Source organism: Pelotomaculum terephthalicicum JT, from assembly GCF_022410535.1.
Classification (GTDB): Bacteria; Bacillota; Desulfotomaculia; order Desulfotomaculales; family Pelotomaculaceae; genus Pelotomaculum_D; species Pelotomaculum_D terephthalicicum.
This window is the reverse complement of sequence record NZ_JAKNBL010000032.1, coordinates 11,060-35,817: the sequence shown is the minus strand read 5'-3', so window position 1 is coordinate 35,817 and position 24,758 is coordinate 11,060. Positions and strand designations below refer to the sequence as shown.

Below are 24,758 nucleotides of genomic sequence, written 5' to 3'. Positions count from 1 at the left end.
GCATAAATTCAATTTAGCAGAAGGGCCATATCCAGTGTTCAACTTCTTCGGAACCGGTGTTCAGTTTCAAACGGGGACACTGTTTAATCTTAGCGGTCAAACTGTTCAGTTTTACCCGGTATACTCATTATAACCCCAGGTATTAATTCTAAAGGCTTTTGCAATAGTAATTAGTCTTTTGGCCTCATGCCTGGATTTTCGATATGACCAAATAAAATCGTCTCGAATGAAAATGTATTTACTAACTGGACCACTACTCACGGCTCCGACCTTCACTTCAAGAATAAACAATACTTTCCCTTCTTCCGGACTTTGATTGGCCTCCATTAACTCAAAATCTCGAATTGCGGATAAATGAATATCTGACTCATGTTTATACAATCCAACTTCATCTACCAGGTCACTTATGAAGTCTATCATTTGCCAAGACCGCTTGTACCCTTGAATATCCTGATACATTCTATCACTCTGATTATCAAACCATCTTCTATTAAGGCCGAACTTATTGCACGTCCAATCAATAATTTCATTTGAAAGCTTGAGTCGCATTTTTTCTTCTTCCAGGTCAGCGAATGTAAAATCAAATTCTTTTCCAATAAAACCGGGTATTTGTTCAAGGTTAATTCCGTGTTCCCTATAAACCTGATAAAACTTCTCAATTAATCTATCCACTGCAGCACTAGCTTGACTTTTTTCAATATTTTCTGGAATAGCTTCATTAATTATATTAACCATGTTACCAACAACATTGGTGTTGTAATCGCCTGTATTAATAAAATCTTTGCTATTCGCAGTTAGAGAAAAATCATTTTCACGGAAATGACGCATCAATTTATTAATAATCAATGTTAAGGCTAGTACACCAATACCAGAGAAAATCCATTGTATATTTGGGTCTACTGACATTCCCATACCTCCTTGTAAGGAAGCAAAATTGAAATTAGAAATTACTCTTAACACGACACATAAACATTTCCTACTATTACTGCATCAACATCAATAGATCAGATAAGAAAACTACCGGGGAGCATCTCTTTAACTATTGCCCACTATGAATCATTTGATGCAGCTGACACTGCAATAGATTTGGGAAATGTATATACTAGCTTATTATCTCCAAATGGGTTCCTATTCAAGTATATATAATTTTCGTTGTAAGTTATAAGGGCAAAAGTTGGACTTTTAATATTATTCTTTTTCTTTTATTTCTCAAGTATATTTTATCTGATATTATTTGATTTTAACACATTAACAAGATTATCTATTGCACATTCCTCAAAATGTGATATATGCGTAACACCTCGACTAATAATACTATTTATATTTGCGGTTAAAGTTTTTGCCCATTTTGGTCCTGTTCCAGAACCTTGCCTTGTTTTTGAATATCCTAGACATAAAGCATTTACTTCGGGAAAAAGCAATATTGATTCTGCCTTTTTATAACTTAAATTACTTTTAATACCCCCGGAAGAAGCAATCAATTCAAATGCCTGTTGAAAAAAATACATTATCTCTGAATAACTGTCTTTGAACAAATCATCATTTGACTTAAAAACTGCGAAAGGGTCAATGAATAACAATGTATCTTGATGAAGAATGGGGTCAAACCATTCTTCATCGCCGAGGCAGGTAATTCCATATTCTTCTGAAAAAAGCATTGAGAGCCTCCTTTAAAATTATATACCTGTTTTATCAAAAAATATTTTTTGAATAAAAGAGCCCTCTAATTATTCGTTCATTCTAGAACAAACTGATATTTTCTTGTTCAGTTTCTTATCTATAAATGCGAACAAAACATGATTCTCTCTTACTCTCTAGATTACTTATAAACTTCATATCTGAACCAATCCTTCGCTCCGGATCATAGACCACAAAATACAGCCCAAACTCATTAGGGACAAGTGTGATATCGGAAGCTATACCATTAGTAGCCTTGTAGCAAGCATCTCAAGTAGGGAGTCTTTAGGGTTTTTTGCGCTAAGATCCTCACACTGCGCTTGAATTCTTTTTGCAGCGAATAAAACGGATTGACCAAATCTGCAAAACAGTTTATAAAGATCATCCATTTTATCATCCGGGTTACTTCCTGGAGTATAGTCAATAATATCAGCTATTTCATCCATATATTTTTCAATAAAATCTTGTTTGCTTTTCATTCCTTCCATTGCAGCTAACCGTAAGGTATTATATAATCGTTGTCTTGTTTCGGAATTAGGGATATGCCTAATAAAATCATCAGCATATTCTGCATCATATTCCTCAAGCTCTGTAGCAAAAACCGCAAATCTGCGATCAATACACTGTGAACAACAGCCACAATGGGCTGCAATACCAGGTTTGTTTCTGGTTGAACTACAGGAAACAGAACTTGAAATAATATTTTGCTCATTATTATTCTTAAAAATCTGGAGTATATCAGCTTTTGTCTTGTTTGAGTATGGTGTCAATAACGAAAACTCTTCGCTAAAATAGCGATAGAACTTTTGAAGGAGTGCAATAGCTTTTGGATGTGTCGTCCTGCTGGCGCGCGCATTAAAAGTATCCGCTTGTTTGGGTAGGTTGATGCTTGTTATTCCGTTTTCATAAACATAAAACTCCTGCTTTTCATAACAATTGCAGATTGCAAACGCAATTGCTGAATATAAGAACATTCTTGACCTTTGAGTTTCCTCTTTGCTAGGAGTGTTCTTTTTAAAATGACACTCAAAATTATAATGCTTAATCCTATGGTTATACCTTTTTTGCAGATAGCCGATAATGCTATTTTGTGTATGTGTCACACTGTTATTAGCTTTATGACTTACAAGACAAAGCTCCTTACTTTTAAAGGTATTGAGATATTCAATTACTCCCGCTAAGGAGTCTAACCCTCCTGAAAAGAGCATAACTTCGGTATTCTTTGCCTCAGAGATTGTTATGTATTCATTATTAAACAAAGATAGCTGGTGATTGGGAACGATGTTAGGAATTTGCTCATACTTTTCGAATTGGAAACTATATTTTCTATCCCCGGTCATGAATTCCATTGCACTAGAAATAGCCGCAGAAACTTTAGGGTTCGACCAGAACAAGTTATCTCTAACGGGAATGTAGAACTGAAAGGAACGTGCCCAGCTATTGTTATTTATACTGTTGCGTTCGCCTCTATCCACAGCTCTATCGGCACAAAACACGTATGCCGCTATCTCCAATAAATCAATTATTCTTGGTGGAAGGCTTTCAATATCATTTATAAACTTGTTGAAACCGATATTTATGTTTGCATCAAAATTCTCCAGGTCAAAATAAGATAGTTTTAAACTTTTTTCTTCTTTGTTTTCGGGAGCTACGGATAATTCTCCACAGAAAACATTAACCACAGAAGGCTGAAGATTCATAATTCATCAGCCTCCCTTCGAAATTCCTCTCGCATTTTTCCGAAGGAAACTCTTAAAAAATCAACTATTTCTTTTGTTGGCGGGATATTATTTTTAGCATAATTATTAAACCAGCCCGCCGCAAAGGATTGCATGATTTTTGAGGTTTCAAATGCATGATGTGAGATAGCTTCAGCTTGCTCAGATAGCTTTTTTGAAAAAACCTCTATTGATCGGTAATCATTAATTGTACTAGCTGCTTCACGTTCCAGATAATATTTTAAATAACGATCTGTAAAGGAAGCAAAAAAGCTGCGTGTAAGTTCACAAAAAGCAGCTCCTGAGCCTATATTACTCCAAATATTTGAAGGTTGCTCTCTAAATAGAGAGAGTTGATCGTCATGATTATTACGCTCATAAGCTGTTATTGTTTGCAATATTGCATCTCGAACCATTTTATTTGATTCAAGAGAACCATTCTCTGTGGTAATAAGGCCCTTTGCACTTCCCCAACAGGTATTCCAATACATAGACGGGCACGTTAGCGCCTTCCTTGATTTTTTTGGTCAGATCTTTCCGGACGATTTTTCCTGCGAAGGCATCACACAACAACGCATTTATGCTTTCGCCGTTCTCTTCAAACATAACCCGTCCTCCTAAAACTGAATGCTGCCGCCGAAAACAAGGTCAATGACAAACGGGATTCTGGCATATTCCCTGTTTACAAGCTCATCTTCGTCTTTGAGAATGAGATAATACTCCTTTGCCTTGTCATACGCCATATCCTTCAGCGTGAACTTCTCTTTATAGGTACGCTTGCCGGGATTACTACTAGTGCTCTCCGCGATGATGATATTCTCATTGGAAATCCTGTTTCCGGCCTCATCCGCGAAATACGCCGTCACACGAAGAGGAAGAAGCTTTTCACCTACCGGCTCATTCTGGAAGAAGGTCAGATGAGTAATGACGCTGGTGATTTTCCGGGACAGGTTGGTAAGATTCAACGACACCTTCTTCGCGCTCATGGAGCGGCTGAGGTTCTTGTCACTCTTAAACTTAACGACCGGTATAACGACCTCTTGCAGGCTTGTCCCGCCGTGAACATAGCAACTGCCGGAACCTTGCGCCTTAAAGCAATTAGTCGCACGAGGAATGATGGCGCGGATATCCGTCTTGTCTTTTGCCAGGTAATTCAGCGAAAACGCCTGTGTTCCCTGAATATGGACATCTGCTTTCGTCAAAATGAACCTGCGCTTCGATTCTATCCCGATAGCGTCTTCCCTGGGGGTCTTGTCTCTTTCCGCAAGAGGCGTCCGGCGGTAAATGTACCCATGATCCGCGGTAATCAGGATATTGATGGCGCTGATATTGTTCCTAAGCGCCCTGACAAGCCCGGAAAGCTCCCGAAAACACTTTTCCGTAGCCTCGAACACCTCATGCTCGGTGGCCGCGTTATCACCACGCGCGTCAATCGTATTGTGATAGATGTAGATGAGTTTCATGCCGGAAAACTTCTCCGCCATTTGCCGCTTTGTCAAGCTCATGACATTTTCATAGGTAATGGCAATAGACTCTTCCTTCACAAGCTTCAGGATTTTCTCCCGGTTTTCTGTTCCCTTGGTGGAGATGCCGTCGATGACGATATCCGCTTTATCCGTCACGGCAATGCTCTTATGCGGTAAAAGAGACGCCATTCCCAAGGGTGTGTAAGACGGAATCACACCCAGCATCACATCCAGCTTGCTGGTCCCCTTTTGTTCTCCGTTAAGCATGGCGTTCAATTCCACCGCCGATTCGTAGCGCAGGCCGTCCGAGATAATGACAACCAGCCGTTCATTGTCGGAAACAAAGCGCCTGACATACTTCTCATAGAAGCCCTGCTGCGGCGTAACGCCGGGAACCTGCCATGCTGTCCCGTCATCCAGAAACGCGCACCATTTCATGGAAAGCTCATTCAGATACCAATTGGTATAACAGTTTTCCACCTTTTCAAAAAGCGGAATAAAGCCGTCCTGCTCCGCCAGCTTGTCGTAGCTCAGCAGGAAATGCCGGTAACTGCCGTCCAGCTTGTAGTAGGCTTCCCGATAGTTTTCAAAAAGCTTCGCCATGGTAAGCCCCGGCAGGCCGGCGTGCTTCCGGCCAAGCTCCAGGAACTCGGAGGCGTACAATAAGGCGTCGTATTCTGTTTCAAATTGCGGATAGTAGCGCCGGTTTCTCCGGCTGTGGATGACCTTGCGGTATCGTTCGTATTCACCCGCCTGCAGGCTGATCCTCTCGCAAATCCGGCTGATGATGCTGTGGTCGAACTCCTCAAAGGTATCACAGTCGATGATCTCGTCAATGTTCCACTCCGGTATGCGCCCACTCAGGTTCAGTTTGTCCGCCACAAAGCCTGCAAGCTTGTTATACGCGTCCCAAAGCCGGGTATTCTTCATGAAGTTATCTACAAACACAAAGCAATTGGAGTTTGAGGACACATACGTCTGCCATTCCTTCGGCAAGTTGCCGTTGATACTGTGGGACAAATGCGTGACCAGCAGCATAATGGCCAGCTTTTCGAGGCTCTGTTCAGGAAAGTTATAGCCATAAGCCTTCTGGATCAGTGTCCATAGCGCGTCCACATTGCCAAACCTGGCAATGCTGTCGTATATTGCGGTTTCTCCGTTTGCCAGCTCAATCAACAGCTTTCTCACAACATGATCAAGATTGGGCGCGGGCAGCTTGCTGAGCGCTGACAATACCCCCACGTCAATTTTGGTCTCGGTATATGGCGCAAGCCGATACCCCTCAAACCGCTTGCAGCGTTCGCTGTTTCGGAAAAACAGCTTGTAACGCGCCACCACATGGCGCAGGGCGCTGTCGATCTTAAAGTTCAGCAGGTTCAGCGACGTTTCGTCGGTGGAAAAAGTCTGGCTGTACTTGATGGTGTCGGCCAGCCAGTTTTCCTTGTTCGCCGGACGGGGCAACGGGGAATAAACCAGCAGGTTGCCGGCCGTGTCGGTTTCCTCTATGTAGAGCTTTACGGCAAACATGTTGTTGTCATAAAGCTTGATGATCTTCACGCCTTCAAGTTCCAGGCAGTCGATATCCCCGGCGAAAATCCCTTCCTCATCGTACCAGAAGACGATGTTGCGGACGCTGCCCTGGGAGAGCTCGCGGGCAAACTGCCGCTCAAGGGCTTTTTTCACTTCGGTCAGGTTCATTTTTTCACCAGCCTTTACGGCTATACGCTTATTAACTGATTTTCGTATGCCAACTGATTATTCAGCACGGCAACTGTCAGATTCCACGTCTTAATTTGCCGTTTTAATTTCTTCTTCAATGCATCGTTTATTGGACTCAGCCAATCGATTTCATGACCGTTGATAACGAGTATAAGTTTTATTGCAATACGAGCATACTCCGCCTCATGAAAACAACGCGGCATTTCACCATCTTTATCCTCTTTTCTTTTTAATATGAATGCTTGTATTTATATTATACCTCAAATCTTCCCAAATAAATCCATTTTCATCGTTTTGCCGTCATCCCTCGGCACTTCGACGCCCTGGAACATGGCGTAGTTCACCGTCACGCCGTCGTCAAGGTCAAGCTCGATAGCCTGATGCGCGATGTGCGCCACAACCTGATCGTACGCCCGGCATTCTTCGATCTTCTTTCGCAGGGCTTCGATTTCCTTGCGGTAGGCCGCTTTTTCACCGGCGTTTTCCGTGATGCCGGTGAGCATCTGAAGCCGCCCGATTTCCGACCGTATTCGACACACTCCAGGATTATGTTGTTTCCTTCAAACTTGTACCGCCGTCCGCAAACCATGTACCATGTGGAGTTACTTCAAAAGTTCTTGCTTCTTGCAGAAGAGAGCCGGGAGCCCAGGCCAAGCCTTCGCTTTTAATATTCTGGCCGGCGCCTTTTACCATATCCCAATTTCTCCCCACCAGTGGTTCTAAAAAACCCCGGCAGGGAACTTCTTCCGGTCTTAACAAATGGCCCCAAAGGGGTTCATCCTGACCAAGACCGATGCGAACCACCTCTTTGTCCGGGCGCCACCGTCCGGGGAAACCGGGCAGCCTGATCGCCTCATTTCCATCGCTTCCCAAAATTTGCTCAGGAATCCCTTGTAGTTCCAGCAGCCCAAATCCATATTTTCGCTCTCCACCGATCTGAAGACGCTTGACCAGCTCGGCAAAGTTAACTTCACTGTTTGTATCGTTTTGGGACAGAACAATACCCCCGTCTTTTTCAATTACTTGAAATACCGCTGTTTCAGCAGGTTTTTTTATCCATAATAGTCCCCTTAAATACACAGGGGTAAAGTTATCAGCATCAGTGCGTGATGAAATAAGGTATGGATTGATAAACTCCACTTGATGCAGCAAACCCTCCTCAGCGGTAAAAGTTTCCGGTTTGACCGCGGTGGAAGCCATGGAACTAAAAAAGTACTTTTCAAAATCCCGCCGGGTTAAAAGCTTGTCCGCCAGGCCGAATTTCAGTCCTTCTCTTTCAGTGTAACGGGGGAGATAAAGCGTATCGCCTCCGGTGTAAAGGTAGAGATTGCTAAAACGAAAGACTTCTTCCAGGGCTTGGCCTGTTTTCAAGTAATCGGACAAAGGAAACAAAGGTGCCAACTTTGCCGTCAGCGCTCCCCAGACGAGCTTGCCCGGAGCATAAGGGCGGGTGCGGAAAAGGTGCATTGTTTTGTGAAAGCCAACGTGCAAAGGGGAGCGAAGACGGAAGGTCCAGGTGTAAAGACTCCAGCTCATTCTGCCTCACCACCGCTTTTCAGCCGCTGCCCCGCGCCTTCTTTTTTCAGCGCCTTGGCATGATAACGGGCATAAATAAGTGTTTTTTCGATTAAAAAAATTGCAAGGAATAATTCGTCCAAATTTGATAACAAGCCGTTTTCTTTACTTAGCTCAGCTGTCAGATCGGCCGGAGAATTATTAGTAATTAACTTTTGTTCTTTTAGCAAGTTGAAAATGTTGTTTTTAATTTCTCCAGTCCCTTTTTCCTCTTTGCGTGATAATATTTTGTTGGTTTTTTTCCCACAGAACCTTTCCGCCGCCGTAGCGCAGCCAGTTTTTCACTGCGGGAGCTATGGGGACCGAGCCGGATTTTATCCAGTTATTCATCTTAAAATCTTTCGTCCAACCCCGGTAATAATCGTTTTGACCTCTTTTTCCCCGTTCTCTAATTCCATCCACGCCCTTCCACCAATCATTCCCCTCGGCGGTAAAACGTATTTTTGCGAAAAACATCTCTTTCAAATTTGGCATAGCAAAACTGTCGGCTCCTTCCCGGATTTTAAATCCGGAAGGCAACATAGTTTTGATCGTCGTCAATTGATTAAAAAACGCTGCTGCTTCCACTTTCAACTCCGCTTGTCCAACGATATCCGTTACGCCGTAGCCATGCTGGGTCCTGGCGCCGAGCCCGCCCCAGCGGGTTGCAACCAAAAGCGGCAACAGGATTAAAACTGGATCAAAATAAGCTTTGTAAGGGATGACGGATATGTCTATATCCCCCCAAAGTCCGCTGCCCAGGCGCCAGCCGTTTGTCCTCCCCCCGGGGACAATTTTGATTGGCTGGCTGTTATCGTTAAAAACACTCTTGCCGCCGGCAAGCTGGATCTTAAAAGCGCGCTGCAAGCCGGTGGCGCCAAAGAGGAGGCATCCCAGGCAGTAAAAATAAATCTCTTTTTTTTGCTGTTCCGTTTTTTCGGGACATCGCCCATCTGAAACCGGATCGCAAACAAAAGTTTTTTCCAACCCCCGCATTAGCGCCTCGGTCCACCAGCGCAGGGACCCCATAAAACCCGAAGCCCTGACGATGTCGCTCCTGGTATCTATATCACCTGTCCAAAGTGGGGTTTTTAGTTTCAGTTTTATGGTTTCCATTTAAATTTCGTCACCTCTCCCCTCAGAGCTTTTTCCTGCTTCACCGATGCGAAATGGGTTGTCACCTTTGGATCGAATTAAACAGCGTTAGTTAGAAACAAATTCAAAATCGGCATAAAAACGTCCTACTCCACAAGCCTGTCATAGCTCAGCTGTGGCCGGCCGTGTCAGTTTCCTCTATGAAGAGATTTATTCACTTCGGTTAGGTTCATGTTCCGATTACCCTCATTTATCGCCGTAATGTGTACGGCAACCGGCTATGATGATTTTTCCGTCAGTGATGCGGTATACTAGCCGGTTAGTATTATCTATGCGCCGGGACCACCACCCGGACACATCGCCCCGGAGAGGCTCCGGCTTGCCGATCCCATCATAGCCGTTGCTGTCAATATCCCGAAGGAGTTGGTTTACCCTTTTCAGCGTCTTTTTATCTTGTATTTGCCAATATAAATAATCCTCCCAGGCTTTATCCGTCCATAACTTTTCCATTGGTTAATCCTCAATTAATTCATGGGCTGTTAGTTTGCCCTCTTCTGCGTCCTGTATGGATTGCCGCAGAATTTTCATATTTGCGGGACTATAAAAAGCGTCTGTATTTAAGGTAATTTCAAAAGGTATGCCGCCTTGACGCAGGGATTGCCGTACAAAGATATTGAACGCCGTGGTCATGTTCAAGCCTAATTCATTAAAAAATTTTTCCGCCTGTTCCTTTAACTCTTTATCAATTCTAATATTCAAGTTTGTCGTTTCAGCCAATGCAATCACTCCTTTTACTGACATTATATGTAATTTTACTATATTCTATGCGCATTGTCTATGGATTGCACGTAATTTTATTTGCAATTCCAATCAAGCTCTAAATACATACCATCCTCCCTCTCAAATCTTAGCCAGCAAGTCCATTTTCACGGTTTTGCCATTGTCCTTCGGCACTTCGACGCCTTGGAATTTGGCGTAGTTGACCTTCACGCCGTCGTCAAGGTCAAGTTCGATGGCCTGATGCGCGATATGCGCCACTACCTGATCGTATACCCGGCACTCTTCGATCTTCTTTTGCAGGGCTTCGATTTCCTTGCGGTAGGCCGCTTTTTCACCGGCGTTTTCCGTGATGCCGGTGAGCATCTGAAGCCGTCCGATTTCCGACTCGTACTTGCGCTGGAGCGGGTGCAGGTAATCGGTGCGCACACGCGCCACGGTGAACTTGTCGTACCGGTGCAGGTAGACAAGCGCCTTGAAGCCGTTTTGCCTGCCGCTGTCGAACAGCCAGTAGATGGGCTTTTTTTTATATGTCTTCACATGATCCTTGTAGAAATCATTCAGGAAATAGCGGCGGATTTTCTCCCGCGCTGTACCGTTTCCGTTCGGATACAGCGCATCCGCGATGAAGTCAAGGTTCTCTTGCAGGGTATCCTCACCATACACCACGCGGACAAAATCCACAAACCGCACCACGATGTCGTCGTCGAAGTAGTCGTTTGCCCCGATGGGGATGACGGCGTCGGATTCGACGCCGTAGTGGTCAGTGGTTAGTGGGCAGTGGGCAGTTTCCTTATAAGGACAACCAGCATTTTGCCCACTTCCTCCGACAATTCCATCGCTTGCCTTATATCCATATCGGCAAGGTATCCGAGTTCTACGCATATCAGCAGGTGTGTCTGAAGTTCCGCTTTGGAGCCCCGCGCTATCGACAGGAATTGCGCGAATTCTTTTGTCGATGTCCTTGCCTGCCCCTCCGCTTTCACCAGTTGCATTGCCTTTTGCCAAACGATCAGTTCCTGGTAACTCTGCACACCCATATTCTCGCAGAACCTCCTTCAGGTAATACTGCCCACTAACCACTGCCCACTGCTCACTAAATTCGCCTCCGGCGAATTTCAGCCCCGGCTCGTCCAGGCTGTACCGCCCGAACATGCAGCCCACGGCGTAGGAAATGAAGCTGCGGATGTCCCGCGAGAGGTCTGCCCGGCGGATGGTCACGTCCTTGTCCTCCACCTCTGGGGTCAGCTCGTCCTGAAGGCCGTAGATTTCGATGAAAATACGGTTGAGTTCTTCCTCGTTGGATTTGAGCTTTTCAAACTGTCCTTCGCTGAATAATTCCCAAGCATTGAAAGCGGATGAAATTCGGCTTGAAGATTTGATATCTCCCCACGCGAATACGTCAGCTATTTTTAACCCTACAAGTGGATGCACACGAAAATCCCATGAAGTCTCGAAGCTATCCCAATCTGTGCGGGATATGTCGATGTTTTGAGCGACAAGATCGTTAATGATTTCAAAGTGTTCTTGAGAAAAAACAATCGGTAATCGTTCTAAATCACTATTTGTAAAGCTCATGCTCGGATTAAGTATCCTTAAATACTCAAAGCATACATTTGAGCACAAAAATCCAATTATATAGAGCAACTTGCTCTCGTCTTCAACGAATGCTGAACGACTTGTATCATCAAAAATTGAGCCGGAATCCTTATATTTTACAGCAAATTTTGATGCACTTATTTTATTCCATGTTAGCCCTCGCTTAAAATAGTATCTTGTATTCTGTGGGCGAGCCGCAAGTTTCCCTGCTGGATTTATAAAGCTCCTAATGCGTTTCCCATCATATTGCCAGTCAACAACTAATTCATTATTAGTTGCCCATTTCCTAAATTCACCACCACTATTACATGGAAACCATTTATGTTGACCCGATTGTGTCTCATTCACATCTGTATAGTTGAATCCAATACTGAAAACCGCAACCTCAAACCAATTTCGCTGAAAAGAAATATTGTCGCCTGTAGCAAGCCCGGCTTTAGGAGATGCAATATCCTTTAATACTGGATTTTTTGTAAAGGGAAGCAATGCTTTTTCTGAAAGTTCATATGCAATTGGTAAACCTGGAATTCTTTCGTAGTTTTCTTGCGTAACAATGTATTTCCCTATATTAGAAAAGAACCACTTTTCTTTTTGCTCCAAACTGTCCACAGCACCTTGCTTGAGGTATAATTTTCTATATATCGTTTTATAACCAGTAACATATGCTTTCTCAACAATAAACGCCGTTGTTCCAAAGTCAGAGCCAAAAACGCCTCTGCCAAAATGCAGCATATTGACAATAGTATTTGATTTAAGTAATTTCTCTCTCAATCTTTCATAGCTCGATAAAAACATCCAAACCGGAATGTTGATCATAGCCATAAATCCGTTTGACTTGCATATATCAAGTGTTCTTTCCATAAAGACTGTACTCATATCGCTCTTACTATCGGGATAATTCTTCTTCACATATTCCGACAGCTTCGGACCCATGCCGCTCCCGCCCATATACGGCGGATTGGTCACCACCACGTCGTACTTTTGGGTCATAATCTCCGCAATATCCAATATCTCAAGCAGGATCCGCTCGGTCTGGTCAATTCCCTTGGTGTACATATCCAACTGTCCATAACGGCAGTCCTTCACAAAGCGCCGGAGCCGGGCATAGTCCAGCACCCGGTCAATTTTGAGGATGGAGCCGTATTCCCGCGCGTCGGCGAAAAGGCCGATCAGGTAGGACAGGTCGTCCCGGCACTGCCGCCGCCCGGTTTCATCCATCCCATGCCCCATGTATTCAAGATGATGCAACTGCGCCCCGTCGGATTCGATGACGGCGTGGACGTGGGGGTCAGGTATATTCTGCTGGCGGAAAAAGCGGCGGTTGTAGCTGCGGGCCTTCATCATCAGCGCGAAATAGGCAAGCTGCGCCGCCCGCTTGTCAATGTCCAGCCCGTATATATTGTTTTGAAGAATGAGATTAGGTATCTCCCGCTCGGCATAGCCCTGGCTGAAGTATATCTGATAGAGCACGTCAAAGGCGTACACCAGAATATGCCCACTGCCCATGCAGGGGTCGATGATTTTCACATTTTCAATGTGAAAATCAGTGGACAGTGAGCAGTGTGCGGTGAGCAGTTGTTGGCGCGCTTCATCTGTTTGCTCCGCTTCTTCAATGTAATATTTCCAGTTGGATTTAAGAGCTTCGACACTGTCCACCGCCCACTGTCCACTGCTCACTACAACCCGCCCCAGCGAGTTTTCCACCATGTACCGGACAATCCACTCCGGCGTAAAAAGCTGGGTGGCGGCCGGGATGGTCTCCTTGTTGATTTTGATATTCTTTTTCAGCCCGGCAAAAACCTCGTCCTTTTTCTCGGAGATGTAATACTGATACAGCCAGCCGATGATCTGCACCTGATCGCGGAAATCCTCCTCGGCGATGCCGTGGGCAAGGTCATGGACAATACCGCCTTTTGCGTAGAGGGCGTCGGGCAGCAGAAGTTCGGTATAATCGTCGATCTTCTCAAACATCCCCGGCAGGACGGAGGAAAGAGCGTTGCATTGCGAAATAAGAATGTATTTGTAAAGCTTTTGGGAAGACAAGTCACGATATTCGGCGATTTTGCCCTGATCCACATAGTCCAGCCGGTCTGCTTCACGGATAACGTCCGGCTCGGCGCGGCCTTCATCCACGCTGGAAAGGATGCGGATGCCGGAGGGCAGATAGTCGTTGACCTCCATGAAGCGCAGGGCGATGAGGCGGTTGAACCAGGTGTAGGCAATCTCCTCCATGACGGCGTTATAGCCCTTTTCCTTGCCAAGCTCATCCACGCGGCGGCTGATTTCACTTACCAGACGCTCGCGTGACTTATACTGCCCGTTTGTCAGAAAAATGCCGTCATTCATCAGGGCGCTTTTCGCCTCTTCAAGGGGGAGCGCCATCCCCTCGCGGATATATAGTTGATAAGCCTTCTGGCGGACGGCGTCGATCAGCTTCCTGCGGGCCGCCACGGCGTAGTTTTTAATTGCAGTCTTATCCATTTATACCAACCTCTCGTACGCTTCATTGAACCCCTATACAATCTTAATCGTTGTATTCTCCTCAAGCTGCGCCTCAAGCTTCTTGCGCAGCTCGTCCAAGAGCCTGTCAATATCCTCTTTGCTGGATATCTGACTGGTCCCGTGGAACAAGGTTTTCACACTCACCGTTTTCGTTTTCCGTACAGGGGGCCGAATGAATACATCATCTCCCGCCTTGGCCTGTTCCGCCGCTAGGCGCGCTTCCTCTTCATCGAAGCCTTGCATAAACCGCTGCTTCATGCGGTCGCTCTCCGTGCGCATGGCGATGGCTTCATAGATATTGTTGGCATGGGAGAGCCTGTCGAGCAGCGCCGAAAAGTCCGCTTGCACCTTTCCCGAAAAGCGCTCCTTGAAAGAACGGCGTTCCAAATCAGCCAAGGTCGCAGCCTTGTCCGCCTCGATGTCCGTGCGGACCGGTTCGCATTCCGCCTCCAGCAGGTCGCCGAAACGTTTGATGAACCGCTCGATAAGCTCCGGCAGCTTGTGTATTTCCGCGTAGGGTTCCGGCAGGCGGGTGATGCGCTCGATATCCTCAACCACTTTGATAGTCTCCGGGTCAAGCACGTAAGAGCGGTTGGCTTCGTAAATCGCCAGCATTTTCAGCGCCTTATCGAAGATTTTTCTCTGGTTTTTGAAGAACTTCTTGACGTCCTGCACGTCCTCCCCGTAGTCCAGCAGGGCGTCTTTTTCTGCAGCAAGGTAATTGTAAAACGCTGTTGTTTCCTTGATTTTAACGGCCTGTTCAAAAAGCTTCCTGCCGTTTTCCAAAACGGTTTTGCCGGGATATCCCGCCTTGTCGTATTCATGGAGCAAATCCTTGATGCTGCCGTCGTTTCCGGAAAGCTCGGAGGAGGCAAGCTCCTTAAAGCGCGCCATCAGGCCGTCCTCGTCACCCGGTATGTCGCTTCTCCCGAATACGTCCTTCGCGAGGTTTTTGGCGTTCTGCAACAGGACGGGTGAAATTTTCACACGCATTTTCACAAGGACACGATCCAGATAATCTCGTTTTGTCACATAGTTGATCACATTCATGTCGCTTGTGACGATGCTTTCGCCGCCAAGCTCCAACCGGATTTCCTGCTTCTGGAAAAGTGTCAGGACGATGCCTGCGATGTCCATGTCTTTCCACCCGTACGGGATTTTGTTAAAGTGATCCATCAGGGTACGCATGGTGGTCGGCATGTTCTTATAGGAACTGCGGGCAACAATATCCTTCACCTCTTCAATGGCAAGATGATTGGGAACGCCGGCCTCCATGCCCTCGATCACAACCTGAGTATCTTTGGCTGTGAGAATTTCTCTTAGATTGTCGTTGGTATAAAAGGGATTGGTGATGTAGTTTTGCTTAGTATAAATGCCTTCCACCAATATTTTAAAGGCGTCGTTAATCCTTTCGGACGGCTGTTTCTCTTTAATGTCAAGCTTATAGCCGTTCACATATAAATCAGCCTTTTTGAGAGCCTCGAAGATCAGCTCCTTGCATCTGTCCAATCGCTGTTTTCCCTCGCGGGTTTTGGTGGTTTTAATGTCCTCCACCGCGTCGGTGGACGCCTTGCCGGCGTTACGGCGGATGTACGTCTCGATTTGCAGGGCCTGTTCCATCTCGTCGATGAAGGACATATCGGAGGGAAGCGCGACAATGACGTTTCTCTCCCGCATGGACATAGCTTTGAGTTCCGGCTCGGCGGCGCCGCCATGGGCATACATGGGAGTCAATACTCGAATGCCGATTTCCTCTTTCTGCGCGCCTCTCGGCCTGTCGTCAATGATTGTGTTGAAAGAAAAGTCATACCGGTCGTTATAGCGGTATTTTTTATTGAGGCCAAACAAGGTGGAGAATATATCGTCCCCAACTTTATCGATGATCTCGCTTGTGTCAATCTTGATTTCCCGGATTTCGCGGTTGATGTCCTGTTCCTCGTTTGTCAGGAAGATAAATTGATTGCCGTTTTTAATGATAAGCTTCTGCTCCTCCAAACGGCGCAAAGAGGCGTCAACCTGTTTTTTGGCCTCGATTTTGTCCTGATCGATATTTCCCAGCATGACGGTGGTGATGTTTTCAAGGTTGGCGGGCAGCACATTGGGGATGTACTTCACCATAAACAGAACCTTTAAAATTTCCACATCATAGGGCTGCAAGGCTCCGTCGTCAAACTCGGCGCTTTCTGCCGCCCTGATAATAACTGCTTTGATATTGTGATCCAAAAAGGTTTCAATGGTTCTGTAAAAAGCGTTAAAGGGAATCAGAATGCAGTCGTCGAAATTGGCGTACTGAACCGCCGCCTCCTGGAAGGCGTTGAGCAAGGAGCGTTCTCCTTCCGAAAGATGCTTGCCGGACGCGCCGTGGGTTCGGATGCCCGTGAACACCGCTTGCAGCAGGTTGAACTGATACGGGATAAAGGGATACACGTCCACAAACTCCTCTGCGGAACTGTATAGCCTCTTCTCCGGTGTATCAGAAGAAAAGGTAATCAGGTTTTTGATAACGGCGGCTTTCCCGGCATATAAAAGGCGCAGCTTGTCCGCCGCCGCGTCCGTCTTGGCGAGCAGCCTCTTCTTGATCACTTCGTCCACGTTGGCGGAGGAAAGGGAAAGCCTCGTGTCAAACCGCCCGATAATTTTAGAGAAGTTGTCTCTGTCCACTTTCGTGATTGAGTCGATATCCTGCTGGCTTGTGGCTATGACCCAGGCCTGTCCGCCGCATTCCGTGCCCAGGCTTTCCACGACAGTCTGCAAATTCAGCATCAGGCCGCTGTCGCCGCCGATGTACTGCCCCATCTCGTCGCAAAGGAAGATGACAAAATGCTTTTTGCCTGTTTCCTTTGACTTCGCTTCTATGTATTCCCGCACCCGCCTCGCAAATCCGTTGATATCCAGAGAATAGTTCTCCTCGGATTTGTTGTACCAGTTCCGCGCACCGTCAATGCTCATCTTCGTAGTATCGGCAAGCGCCTGAACGATATTGTCCTCTTCAAAATAGAAATCCTCGCGGGTTTCTTCCCATTCATTGCCCGCAAGCTCTTTGAAACGGGCGCAGAAGCTGTCATAGACACCGTCCTTGGTCATCTGCCGCTCCAAATCGGCAATCCACGGCATACTACCGCAAAAGCCCCGCATTTTATTAAAAACCTTCATGAAAACCTTGACAATGGCATCCTTTTTGGTCTTCGAGTCTGCATCAGCCTCAGCGTCAATATTGAATAGGACCACGTCCGCGCTGGTATCGGCTGCGACCTGCATATCAGCCAAAATACGGCTGTCGGCTATCTTTCCGTCAAAGTAACTGATGGCCTTTTTGCCGTTATAGGTTCTGTTTGAAAGAAGATAGGAAAGTATCTTGAGAAAATGGGATTTACCGCTGCCGAAGAAACCGGAAATCCAGACGCCCATTTTATCGGTGCGGGTTGTCGTGCCCTTGCGGTAGCCCTCAAAGAACTTGTCGAAATGGCGATGCAGTTCCTTAGTCACGACGTACTCTTCCAGTTCCGCAGTGATTATTTCATTGGAGTCCTGACCAATTTTGACAACGCCCTGAATTGGCCTGTCAATATCCTTTTGAAACATATCATGCATTTTCATGCCGCCACTCTCCTATCTTTCAATCAGCTTAAAGGCCCGGTAATAGTTGTCGTCCGTGATTTCTCCAAACAGCCGCAGCTCGTTTGTATAGTCGCCGGGGAAGAACATGACAAGAGGATTCCTGTCTATCTTGCTGTGCAGGTTATTTAGCACGGTATGGGAACGTATGACCGGCCAGGCTTTTCCCACCCCGGTCAAAAAGATAATATCACTCTCGGGTACAATGCTCTCAGCAATCTTTCCGATAATCAAATCGCCGTCAAGAGTCAGCCTCAGCGTTTTTTTGATAGGATTGATAATCGCCTCACTGGTTTTGACCTGCTCCATTTGTATCACCTTGTCAAGATATTTCTTTTCCCGCAGAACGTCCAGCATTAACTTGTATAAATCAAATTCAACAATTCGCACGTCGTCATGGGCGTTGTTTACACGCTGTTTTAGATATGAAACATGGGCGCGAACTGCCATTTCATCTTCCGGATTGTAGTCAAAAATCCAGAAGTTGATTTCATTCGCCGTGCCGCGCCCCGTGCGAAAGCTTTTCTCCAATATTTTAGGCTCGATCAGGTCAAGCCGCTTATTCAGCGTCATCATCCGTTACACCTCCAGGAGCATAGCTTTTGCGTAAGGTGCGTTTTCTCCTTTGAGAAGAGCGGGGATTTTCCGGTTGCATACGGGCTTCAGGATGATTAGCGCATCCTTGTCCTTTTTGGCCAGCCCCGCTTCGCAAAGAATATTCTTGTAGGTGTTTCGTATGCGCACGAGGTTGTTTGGTGTCCAACCTGCCACCGTATCATCGTTTTGCGCTTTGCGTTCAATAAAAGTTAAAAATTCCTTGTCATCGATTTCCGTTTGACCGGACAGGAATTTGTCCGAGTAAATCTCACGCATGAATTCAAAAAAAAGACGGTCTGATTTGATCAGCGCCAGAAAAGCGATCAGCTTAGCGTCCTCGTCCCGTCCATTGGCCACGATGGAAACCAGAGGCATGTCAAGCGTCCCAAGACGCTTCAGCATTCTCAGGGGCAAATCGCGACGCCTTTTTTCTTTCTCAAGCTGATAAATATTAGCGGTCATCGACAATTCTATAATTTCCTCCCTCGTTTTCCCCTCACACAGCAACTGCGCAGTCCTGCGCATATCGGAAAACATAAAGGGCATGTCCTTTATAGAGGACGTGTAAGGCAGTTCCAAACCCATGACAGCATCCTCCTAATCGCCTTTTTTATCGGGGATTATTTCCATCACGTCGCCAATATCACAGGAAAGCGCATGGCAAATCCGGCTCATGACTTCCATGCTGACGGGCAGGTCTTTCGACAGCTTTGCCAGGGTGGTCGTGCTGATATCGGCAAGACTGAGCAAATCGGTCTTTTTCATTTTATTGTCCAGTAAAAGCTTCCATAGCTTAATGTAGCTGATGGCCATAGTTCCAATCCCTTCAGGTGAGTTGGTTTTATTATACAAAAAAGCATAGTGTTTTCCAACATAAAATTATATATTAAAGAAATTATATCTGTGAATGCCAATATTATTTTTATGATTAATCATTCTTTAACGGAAGCTTTACAACCTTTTGACCTGTGTTTTCTATGGCGGTGATGGAACCTATAATACCATTTGGTGCCGCCGTCCTTTTTGGGAACTTTGTCCTTCGTCAACTCGGCGGCGATTTCGTCAATGCCTTTTCCCGCCAGGTAGCTCGCAAAGATTCTTCTGACCACTTCGGCCTCGTCCTCACGAATCATCAATTCCCTATTTACAAACCTGTATCCGCACGGTACGGAGGGGTTGACGTATGTGCCTTTGCGCATGCGCGCCCGGCATCCCAATCTCATGTTGCTGGACCACCACCCCTGTCCCGTAAAGCGCCCAGGCCAGATAGGAGAAGAACAGCACGATGGCCTGCACCCAGCTCATATCGAACAGCTCGGCTCCCATGTTGCCCATCATGGCAAAGAATTCGCCAAGGAAGCCGATGATCTGTCCATAGATCCAGTCCATGATCTGACCCAGCACAAGGCCGGTGGTAAAATCCCATATGAACATTTGGGCCTGTCACTCCTTTCATAAATAAAAAAACACGCTTCCTATTTCAGATAAGCGTGTTCCAATTGCTTTTTTTTAGTTGGTTTTGTTTAATCCATGGAAATGCCGGGAATCTTTTGCTCATCCTCCGGATCGTTGGCGCTCTCCTGCGTGAGGACATCAAATTGTTGGATGATGTCGGAGCAATAGTCTTTCAACTTTGGAATGTCGATGGTTATGGTTTCCCATAAGCTTTCCACGTCAATTTTACCATAGCTGTGAGCAACCACATTGCGCAGCGCCTTAATTTGCGTCCAAGGCATTCCAGTGTAGGTTTGTTTAAAATCATTGGTGAGATGCGTGGTCAATTCTCCAATTTGCATTACACAAAGAGCTGTGGCATTCCTATATACGGAATCTTGCGCGAATACCGTGTAATCTTTTCCGAAGCGCCGAATGGTTTCTTCTATCTCACGGCAATAGGAAATGATACGGCGGAGCACGTCGGCGTTCCGGTTATCCGCCATACAGAAGCACCTCTTCTTTCCGTATCTTATGGAGAAAGTCATCTTCCAGGCTGCCTGTTGTCAGAACGTCCACTTTCGTCTGCAGAGCTTCTTCAATTTCCGTATATAACCCGCACAGAGCAAACATCCCTTTAAGGGACCCTTTATCCACGCGCAAATCTATATCACTGTTTTCAGTAACGTCTCCACGGGCGTAAGAGCCAAACAGATACACGCGTTCCACCCCATATTTTCGGGCGATTGGTTCTACAACAGTTTTGATTTCCTCTATCGTATACTTTTTCGCTGCCATGCTCTCGCCTCCTTGAAATATGTTTAAAATACTTTTTGATCTATTATACCACAGCAGTTTTTATAATCTACTTGAATTTGGAAATAAAAAGGTCCACCTTCCGATACATACAAAAAAGCAACCGACATCAGCCGATTGCTCTCTGTATGTAGATATTCATTTTTGTAATTGTTCAATGCAGTCGCGGGTAAAGCCTTCTAATGGGATAAACAGCTTGTGCGAAATGGAAGCCTTGATTTGAATCTGCGGCAGAAGAAGATTTTTCCCTGAATCAAAAAGCTCTTTTACCGCCCACTGAATTTTTCTCTTACGCCATTCCATATCGGTTTCCAATGCTTCATCCAGATATGCCTGCGTCTTTGGCAAATAGCCGTTTTTCAGATTTTTGTAGAGATTGTTCAGCCCGCCGTACTTTTCCACAGAATGCCGGTTAATCCAAACAGGGCGACCCGGCGAGCTTTTCAAGTAAGCAACCGCAGCGCGGGCTTTCTCTAAACTATCATCATCATTGTCAGCCCATTCAAACACTGTATACCGTTTGGACTTTGGCGCATTGACCTCATACCAATCCACATCGTTTTTCCGCAGCCATTTGTAAATTTCAGGGTAACGCTTAATCAGAAAACTGCGGGATGAATCCGGGTTGTCTTTCATAACCTGTAACCATTGCGCCCGATAGTAGTCTTTCGATGTTGGCTTTGGAGCAGGTTCCGGCACAGTTTTCCGTTCACGGTAGATATATGGCTTCTTCTTCGGTAATTGATCTGCCGGAAAGAAACCCAGTTCAACACCCAATCGCTTTACTGTTAGAAAACCACAGTGTAGTTTTTCTGTGATATGCATAATGGGAGTGCCGGATTTCATCATCTTCTTGAACGTATCCAGCCACAGCCACCCGTAGTCCACCGTATCAATTTGGCCGGAATATTGTTTGCTTTTAGGTCTTTCACGGCTTCGTCTGTATGCAAACCCGCAGTGGGGGCAAGTGAATGTTGCCTGATGGCGGGAAGCAAACTGCACCAGAGGCGACAGTTCAGAAATCACATCTTTCAAATAGTACGGGCAAACCGGATTTCTGCATGGCCACGGGCCTGTTCCATAGGGATGTGCCACACCATGTTGCTTTGTAAAGAAATCTTCGGCAGACCCGGCCAAAAACCGCATAAGCAAAAGATAATAGACCGGATAGAGCAGAGAATTTCGTTTATGCATAACGCGCTCTGACCACGGAACCACGCCTTGTGAACGAACCTCCAAAAGCTCTAAAAGCTCTTGTCCATAAAACTCACAAATCTCCTTGTCGAGCAATTGGCTTTTCATCCTGCGCCCGCTTAAACAGCGATACCCTTTCACCTGAAGCAATTGGTCATAAATTTCCATTGTCGATTCTGAAAACGCCAGAGCATAACCGTTTTGCATAATCCAAGCAGCGTCCCCCGCGACATTCATCAGCTTTTCAGTTGTACCGTCACAAAAGGAAGGCATATGCTCGTTGGAGGCCACCGCAAAAGAGGCGGCATGAAACTTTGAACTAATATCTTTTTGAAAGACAACGGAGTTCTTGATTGGTTTCCCATGAACAGGACACCTCAGAACGCCGGGAAGCATGTGAAGCCTGTGCCAATATGGCTCGCTGTAAAGCCGAATATCTTCCTGCCAACAATCCTCGCAATAGCGGAGATACTGCCACTTGGGGCTTTTGGAACGAGGCAGACCGCAAAGCTGGTAAGCCATAATTTCGCTTTGCGCTTCACTTTTCAGTAATTCCAACACTTGAAGCCCGCGCTCTTCGGGGAGAAACGGTTTTAAAAACGGATAAATCGTATTGTTGGCCGCGAAACATTCCGCCGTTAAGCCCGTCTCTGGCGGAATCCGCAGGGCTACTTTACCGAGAGATTGGGGCAGATACAAATTCGAGCTGATCTTTTTTCCCCATATTGTTTTGGCGGTGCTGACAAACGCCGGATTGCCGCTGCGGATATGGTATCGGCACAGAACACTGTAAAATATCTCGTCAGGATACGGCGTTGGGAAAAAGCCCAGCGGGGATTCGTCAAAACTCATCCGCTGATTCCGCGATGAATCCTGACTTTTTCAGATTTTCATACGGCGATTCCCCGGCGGCTTTTCTTAAATCATCATCCTGCTCATCAATATCGGTCGGATTCTTTTCTGTTTCCATATTCAGGGCGATTTTGAATGCCTTTTTGACAACGGCGGCAAGAGGCTGGCCTGACACGGATTTTCCGATGGCCTTCTTCACAGCGGAACGGGCAACTTTTGAGGATATATCCATTTCGAGAAGTTTCAGCACCGCCTGTTCTTCCAACGACAGTATTTCATTTTGCCCCAAAGGAATATCGCCGCCGGCTATCCTTCCGGACTGAGCGGCAAGGTAATCCTCCACATTGATGGGCTTGATGTCCTCATACATCAGCAGCTTTTTCATATTGCCGGAACGGAGCGCTTCGAGCATGGGCTTTACCAACCGCAGCTTTTCCGCCGCGACTTCTTTGATGGTTTGGGCGGTTATCGTTTCCGTCCCGTCGGCAATCGCTTTCATCTGCGCCATCGCATAGAGCTTTACCGCAATGTCGATAATGCCCTGGCTTTCATCATAGAGTATATCTTTCAACTCGGCAGTCAGTGGGGTTTGATTCCGCGTCCACTGGTTTTTCCACATTGCCCGGAGCATAATCTCCCATGAAAGGTCGTTTTTCATCCTATCCCACAGCAAATCCCCCTGTCCGCTGCCGCGCCGCGCCTGCCGGAACTCGCTCTGCAAAACCGACATGGCCTTTGTGGTTCCAATCAGCACGACGGGGACGCCGATTGTGTTGACCAACGTAACGAAGAAATTCAGCATTTTGTCCGAGCCGCCGCTTTTCGCCTGGCTGAGGTGCTGGATTTCATCAATCACAAGCAGCCCAAGACAATGCGTTGTGGCGATTTGCGCCATGCGGGGGAGCGCGGCGTCCACCGTCATACGGTCGGAGGAAAACTTTTTGGAATAGCTCGTACCCAAAATGCGGTCAACATAGGCAAAGAAGCTCAGGCACAGCCCCTTTAACGAGCCGTCAAACGGGCAGTCGATTTTCGCCCATACCAACTGCGTTAAAAACAGCGGTTCCCCTTTGTACTGCGTGTGCAGGATTTGTTGAGGATAGAGCGATAAAACCTTTTCCATCGCCGTCGTTTTGCCTACACCGGACATCCCGATAACGGTAAAGCCGGAAGCGGTAGAGTTCATGCTGTAAACGGCGTTCAGGTCGGATTTTTCCCGAATGGCAACCGCGCCCTGCGCCAGCCTTGCCGCATAATCAGGCGTAATGGGATTTTTTGAGATATAGCCCTGACGTATCGCCCGTGAAATCCTCTGTTCAATGTCGATATGGGTATCAAGAGGTTGGAAATACCGAAACAGTCTGCCAATACAGTGGAAGCGGTACTGCGCGTCAAATTCCCGTTCGCCCTCGTTGTATCCGGGGTCAACCGTCAGAAGCTTCGCCGCCTCATAGCTTGAATAAATGGGCGGCAGAGCCTCTATCAATGGATTTCCCTTGTATTCCTCAATAATCTGCGGCAGGTAACAGGCTTTGCCCGGTTCATTTTTCATTCAGCCGTTCCTCCAATTGCTTTTGAATCATGGCGAGCGTGGGAGAGATGGCCGCAGGTTTTTCTTGCGGTTCAGGCTTGGCGGTCTGCGGCACATCGTCATCGCCAAGAGAAAAGGCTTCATCCCTGCGGTTGCGCTCTTTTTCGGCGCGCCTGTTTTCACGGATGTTTTTGGTTCTGGCGAGTTTGGATTTCGGGACAGCCGTCTGCCGCGCCATTTCCTCCGCTTCCGCGATAACGCTGTCTATCGCTGCGGACAAGTCCGCTTTGGTCGCCATTTCCTTTGCAGCGTTTTGGCGGCGCAGCAGCTTTTCGGATTCCTGCAAATAGCGGATTTCGTCCAAACACATATCCACGTATTTATCCTGCCACTCTGCCAAAAAGCAACTGTCAAAAGACCCGTCCGGCTCCCGCACATAAATGGCGCTCATATTTCGTGGGTCGAAAGAGACATCCACCTTGTAGCTGCCCTTTGCCCGTGCCGTTTCAAACCAATGCTCCACGGCGGCGCGTTCGCACAGATAATACAAACCTTTGAAGCGAATACCTTTTGCCGTTACGGAAGCCGTTCCCGTTGGCATCAGGCACAGCT

22 protein-coding genes and 2 pseudogenes are annotated in these 24,758 nt (G+C 46.5%); all 24 read right to left on the bottom strand.

Annotated features, from left to right (window positions below; genetic code table 11):
- Nucleotides 1-111 precede the first annotated feature (111 nt).
- On the bottom strand, nt 112-906 hold the full coding sequence (locus L9W92_RS14515; RefSeq protein ID WP_240084461.1) for a hypothetical protein: 795 nt from the start codon (nt 904-906) through the stop codon (nt 112-114).
- 314 nt (nt 907-1,220) lie between these two features.
- Nucleotides 1,221-1,658, bottom strand: a complete 438-nt coding sequence (locus tag L9W92_RS14510; protein ID WP_240084460.1) for a DUF8370 family protein — start codon at nt 1,656-1,658, stop codon at nt 1,221-1,223.
- Nucleotides 1,659-1,916: 258 nt separating this feature from the next.
- Complete coding sequence (locus tag L9W92_RS14505; protein WP_240084459.1) at nt 1,917-3,377, bottom strand: hypothetical protein; 1,461 nt, start codon at nt 3,375-3,377, stop codon at nt 1,917-1,919.
- Nucleotides 3,374-3,886, bottom strand: coding sequence for a hypothetical protein (locus L9W92_RS14500; protein ID WP_240084458.1), 513 nt, complete (start codon nt 3,884-3,886; stop codon nt 3,374-3,376). The genes L9W92_RS14505 and L9W92_RS14500 overlap by 4 nt, the downstream gene beginning before the upstream one ends.
- Nucleotides 3,861-4,001 (bottom strand): annotated as a pseudogene (locus tag L9W92_RS14495) (anti-phage BREX system Lon protease BrxL); the annotation flags it as partial. The gene L9W92_RS14500 and the pseudogene L9W92_RS14495, both read right to left, overlap by 26 nt.
- 11 nt (nt 4,002-4,012) lie before the next feature.
- Nucleotides 4,013-6,559 (bottom strand): BREX-1 system phosphatase PglZ type A, encoded by a 2,547-nt coding sequence (gene pglZ / locus L9W92_RS14490; RefSeq protein WP_240084457.1) that lies wholly within the window; start codon nt 6,557-6,559, stop codon nt 4,013-4,015.
- Between the two features lie 281 nt (nt 6,560-6,840).
- Nucleotides 6,841-7,119 (bottom strand): BREX-1 system adenine-specific DNA-methyltransferase PglX, encoded by a 279-nt coding sequence (locus L9W92_RS14485; RefSeq protein ID WP_240084456.1) that lies wholly within the window; start codon nt 7,117-7,119, stop codon nt 6,841-6,843.
- A 7-nt stretch (nt 7,120-7,126) separates the two neighbouring features.
- Complete coding sequence (locus tag L9W92_RS14480) at nt 7,127-8,116, bottom strand: hypothetical protein (RefSeq protein ID WP_240084455.1); 990 nt, start codon at nt 8,114-8,116, stop codon at nt 7,127-7,129.
- Nucleotides 8,113-8,325: a hypothetical protein gene (locus L9W92_RS14475; RefSeq protein ID WP_240084454.1), complete on the bottom strand. Its 213-nt coding sequence runs from the start codon at nt 8,323-8,325 to the stop codon at nt 8,113-8,115. The genes L9W92_RS14480 and L9W92_RS14475 overlap by 4 nt, the downstream gene beginning before the upstream one ends.
- Nucleotides 8,326-8,341: 16 nt before the next feature.
- Nucleotides 8,342-9,250 (bottom strand): type III-B CRISPR module RAMP protein Cmr1, encoded by a 909-nt coding sequence (gene cmr1, locus L9W92_RS14470; RefSeq protein ID WP_240084453.1) that lies wholly within the window; start codon nt 9,248-9,250, stop codon nt 8,342-8,344.
- A 225-nt stretch (nt 9,251-9,475) separates the two neighbouring features.
- Complete coding sequence (locus L9W92_RS14465) at nt 9,476-9,739, bottom strand: Txe/YoeB family addiction module toxin (RefSeq protein WP_240084452.1); 264 nt, start codon at nt 9,737-9,739, stop codon at nt 9,476-9,478.
- 3 nt (nt 9,740-9,742) lie between these two features.
- On the bottom strand, nt 9,743-10,006 hold the full coding sequence (locus L9W92_RS14460) for a type II toxin-antitoxin system RelB/DinJ family antitoxin (RefSeq protein ID WP_240084451.1): 264 nt from the start codon (nt 10,004-10,006) through the stop codon (nt 9,743-9,745).
- Between the two features lie 123 nt (nt 10,007-10,129).
- Nucleotides 10,130-14,086: a BREX-1 system adenine-specific DNA-methyltransferase PglX gene (gene pglX / locus L9W92_RS19550; RefSeq protein ID WP_240084450.1), complete on the bottom strand. Its 3,957-nt coding sequence runs from the start codon at nt 14,084-14,086 to the stop codon at nt 10,130-10,132.
- Nucleotides 14,087-14,119: 33 nt separating this feature from the next.
- Nucleotides 14,120-17,698 carry a BREX system P-loop protein BrxC gene (gene brxC, locus L9W92_RS14450; protein ID WP_240084449.1) on the bottom strand — a complete coding sequence of 1,193 codons (3,579 nt, stop codon included), beginning with the start codon at nt 17,696-17,698 and terminating at the stop codon, nt 14,120-14,122.
- An 18-nt stretch (nt 17,699-17,716) separates the two neighbouring features.
- Nucleotides 17,717-18,298, bottom strand: a complete 582-nt coding sequence (locus L9W92_RS14445; protein WP_240084448.1) for a DUF1788 domain-containing protein — start codon at nt 18,296-18,298, stop codon at nt 17,717-17,719.
- Between the two features lie 3 nt (nt 18,299-18,301).
- Nucleotides 18,302-18,904, bottom strand: coding sequence for a DUF1819 family protein (locus L9W92_RS14440; RefSeq protein ID WP_240084447.1), 603 nt, complete (start codon nt 18,902-18,904; stop codon nt 18,302-18,304).
- Nucleotides 18,905-18,916: 12 nt separating this feature from the next.
- Nucleotides 18,917-19,132: a helix-turn-helix domain-containing protein gene (locus L9W92_RS14435; protein ID WP_240084446.1), complete on the bottom strand. Its 216-nt coding sequence runs from the start codon at nt 19,130-19,132 to the stop codon at nt 18,917-18,919.
- Between the two features lie 119 nt (nt 19,133-19,251).
- Nucleotides 19,252-19,452: a recombinase family protein gene (locus L9W92_RS14430; RefSeq protein ID WP_240084464.1), complete on the bottom strand. Its 201-nt coding sequence runs from the start codon at nt 19,450-19,452 to the stop codon at nt 19,252-19,254.
- A gap of 46 nt (nt 19,453-19,498) precedes the next feature.
- Nucleotides 19,499-19,753 (bottom strand): annotated as a pseudogene (locus L9W92_RS14425) (conjugal transfer protein TrbL family protein); the annotation flags it as partial.
- A gap of 89 nt (nt 19,754-19,842) precedes the next feature.
- Nucleotides 19,843-20,259, bottom strand: a complete 417-nt coding sequence (locus L9W92_RS14420) for a HepT-like ribonuclease domain-containing protein (protein ID WP_240084445.1) — start codon at nt 20,257-20,259, stop codon at nt 19,843-19,845.
- Nucleotides 20,249-20,551: a nucleotidyltransferase family protein gene (locus L9W92_RS14415; protein WP_240084444.1), complete on the bottom strand. Its 303-nt coding sequence runs from the start codon at nt 20,549-20,551 to the stop codon at nt 20,249-20,251. The genes L9W92_RS14420 and L9W92_RS14415 overlap by 11 nt, the downstream gene beginning before the upstream one ends.
- A 156-nt stretch (nt 20,552-20,707) precedes the next feature.
- Entirely contained in the window at nt 20,708-22,615 is a 1,908-nt protein-coding gene (locus L9W92_RS14410; RefSeq protein ID WP_240084443.1) for a TnsD family Tn7-like transposition protein, read from the bottom strand.
- A complete protein-coding gene (locus L9W92_RS14405; RefSeq protein WP_240084442.1) occupies nt 22,605-24,167 on the bottom strand; it encodes an ATP-binding protein in 1,563 nt (520 codons plus the stop codon). Before L9W92_RS14405 ends, L9W92_RS14410 begins: the two co-directional genes overlap by 11 nt.
- A complete protein-coding gene (locus L9W92_RS14400; RefSeq protein ID WP_240084463.1) occupies nt 24,157-24,747 on the bottom strand; it encodes a Mu transposase C-terminal domain-containing protein in 591 nt (196 codons plus the stop codon). Before L9W92_RS14400 ends, L9W92_RS14405 begins: the two co-directional genes overlap by 11 nt.
- Nucleotides 24,748-24,758 lie beyond the last annotated feature (11 nt).

Excerpts from the sequence above, each read along its gene's own strand:
- L9W92_RS14435 (WP_240084446.1), bottom strand. The coding sequence starts at position 19,132 with ATGGCCATCAGCTACATTAAGCTATGGAAGCTTTTACTGGACAATAAA.
- cmr1 (WP_240084453.1), bottom strand. The coding sequence starts at position 9,250 with ATGGAAACCATAAAACTGAAACTAAAAACCCCACTTTGGACAGGTGAT.
- L9W92_RS14440 (WP_240084447.1), bottom strand. The coding sequence starts at position 18,904 with ATGGGTTTGGAACTGCCTTACACGTCCTCTATAAAGGACATGCCCTTT.
- L9W92_RS14445 (WP_240084448.1), bottom strand. The coding sequence starts at position 18,298 with ATGATGACGCTGAATAAGCGGCTTGACCTGATCGAGCCTAAAATATTG.
- L9W92_RS14420 (WP_240084445.1), bottom strand. The coding sequence starts at position 20,259 with ATGGCGGATAACCGGAACGCCGACGTGCTCCGCCGTATCATTTCCTAT.
- pglX (WP_240084450.1), bottom strand. The coding sequence starts at position 14,086 with ATGGATAAGACTGCAATTAAAAACTACGCCGTGGCGGCCCGCAGGAAG.
- L9W92_RS14410 (WP_240084443.1), bottom strand. The coding sequence starts at position 22,615 with ATGAGTTTTGACGAATCCCCGCTGGGCTTTTTCCCAACGCCGTATCCT.
- L9W92_RS14405 (WP_240084442.1), bottom strand. The coding sequence starts at position 24,167 with ATGAAAAATGAACCGGGCAAAGCCTGTTACCTGCCGCAGATTATTGAG.
- L9W92_RS14465 (WP_240084452.1), bottom strand. The coding sequence starts at position 9,739 with ATGGAAAAGTTATGGACGGATAAAGCCTGGGAGGATTATTTATATTGG.
- pglZ (WP_240084457.1), bottom strand. The coding sequence starts at position 6,559 with ATGAACCTGACCGAAGTGAAAAAAGCCCTTGAGCGGCAGTTTGCCCGC.
- L9W92_RS14480 (WP_240084455.1), bottom strand. The coding sequence starts at position 8,116 with ATGAGCTGGAGTCTTTACACCTGGACCTTCCGTCTTCGCTCCCCTTTG.
- brxC (WP_240084449.1), bottom strand. The coding sequence starts at position 17,698 with ATGCATGATATGTTTCAAAAGGATATTGACAGGCCAATTCAGGGCGTT.
- L9W92_RS14500 (WP_240084458.1), bottom strand. The coding sequence starts at position 3,886 with ATGTATTGGAATACCTGTTGGGGAAGTGCAAAGGGCCTTATTACCACA.
- L9W92_RS14400 (WP_240084463.1), bottom strand. The coding sequence starts at position 24,747 with ATGCCAACGGGAACGGCTTCCGTAACGGCAAAAGGTATTCGCTTCAAA.
- L9W92_RS14430 (WP_240084464.1), bottom strand. The coding sequence starts at position 19,452 with ATGATTCGTGAGGACGAGGCCGAAGTGGTCAGAAGAATCTTTGCGAGC.
- L9W92_RS14515 (WP_240084461.1), bottom strand. The coding sequence starts at position 906 with ATGTCAGTAGACCCAAATATACAATGGATTTTCTCTGGTATTGGTGTA.
- L9W92_RS14415 (WP_240084444.1), bottom strand. The coding sequence starts at position 20,551 with ATGGCAGCGAAAAAGTATACGATAGAGGAAATCAAAACTGTTGTAGAA.
- L9W92_RS14505 (WP_240084459.1), bottom strand. The coding sequence starts at position 3,377 with ATGAATCTTCAGCCTTCTGTGGTTAATGTTTTCTGTGGAGAATTATCC.
- L9W92_RS14510 (WP_240084460.1), bottom strand. The coding sequence starts at position 1,658 with ATGCTTTTTTCAGAAGAATATGGAATTACCTGCCTCGGCGATGAAGAA.